1 protein-coding gene is annotated in these 1257 nt (G+C 45.6%); it reads right to left on the bottom strand.

All coding sequences use genetic code 11. The features are described from left to right. Positions 1 to 4: 4 nt before the first annotated feature. Positions 5 to 622 carry a hypothetical protein gene (locus ABJ99_RS11255; protein WP_054085903.1) on the bottom strand — a complete coding sequence of 206 codons (618 nt, stop codon included), beginning with the start codon at positions 620 to 622 and terminating at the stop codon, positions 5 to 7. Between the last annotated feature and the right edge of the window lie 635 nt (positions 623 to 1257).

The following is a 1257-nucleotide window of genomic DNA, read 5'->3' as shown; positions in this document are numbered from 1 at the left end:
GGGTTCATGAGGCGCTTACGATCGTATAGACAATTTCACCACGGCTCAGGTCCACGCTTTGGATGACAAGGTGTTCAATGACACGGCCAGAAAAGCGTGAAATGGGCATGAATATGCTGTAGCTTTTTCTACGGTTCACTCCGAGGCGCGAGGCAATGGCCTGATTGATAGTATCCATCTGCAGCAGGAATTTTCTGATCGTCGTGTTGTAGTAGCCTGACCGATAAAGGAAACTGTTCTCAATCAATTGATAGTCGAGTGTATAAGGTGCCAATGCTTTATCGAGACGCGAATTGATACCTGCCGACAGGCTGGAGGCTTGCTGGAAGGGATCGGCTATATCGCACAAAGGTACACCCAGATAATTAACAAGTGATCTGGACTGAGGGAAAGTCGCAGGTATTTTTCTTAGCGCATCCATGTCGTCGGAAATAATAAATAAATTAGCTTCTCTACCCGAAATTCTTTCGAATGTTGTTTTTACAATATTTACGCGCAGTACCTCACATAATGTACCTATGTGGGGAAGGCCTGAGGGGCCGAAGCCTGCGCCAAACGCAACTGCGCCGGTATCATTGGCAGTTCTTTCCTGAATTCGTCGGGCGATATTTTTCCACCACATGACATAGACTCCTGTCTGATATATCAGTAAATATGTTGGTCGCGATGACGTTCAGGGTGAGCTGAGGGGAGGCGAGCTCATTAGGCAAGGTAAACTATCTGACTAATTGTCGGCACAGTAAAAGGCCTGATAATGGATCAGATTTTCTAGAATGGGAATAATATGTAAATGCAAATAAAATGCTGCGGCGAAGGCTGTTCACAGCACGGCCATTAGCCGGAGCGTTGCAGTAGATATGTTCGTTGAAAGAAGGGCATGCATATATAAAAGACATAGGCGAGGTATAACCGGGCAGTGGCAAATTTAATTTTAAATAAATTTGCTTTCCTTCATTACTAGTGAACAACAGGCTGTGAACAACCTGCACTCACCGCTCCTTGTAAAAATATAGCTTCCTGAGCCGACTTTGAATTACATAAATATCTATAGCGACTCACGGTCATAAATTATTTCAGTTGCTGCCAAATGTCAAATTCTGTGTTGCACTCAATGAACTCAGCTTGTAAAAATCGCTGCAACCAGGCTCGCAGAGCAGGGTCGGGGCTTTGTTCAAGCCACTCCGGATCAACACAATGGGGCTGGATTAGGCAAGGAGGCGATTAAGATAACGATGCCGGCCAGCGCCAGTGTCGAAG

It is taken from the genome of Pseudomonas syringae pv. cilantro (assembly GCF_001293775.1).
GTDB lineage: Bacteria > Pseudomonadota > Gammaproteobacteria > Pseudomonadales > Pseudomonadaceae > Aquipseudomonas > Aquipseudomonas syringae_P.
This window is presented reverse-complemented; position numbering and strand designations above follow the sequence as displayed.

Excerpts from the sequence above, each read along its gene's own strand:
- ABJ99_RS11255 (WP_054085903.1), bottom strand. The coding sequence starts at position 622 with ATGTGGTGGAAAAATATCGCCCGACGAATTCAGGAAAGAACTGCCAAT.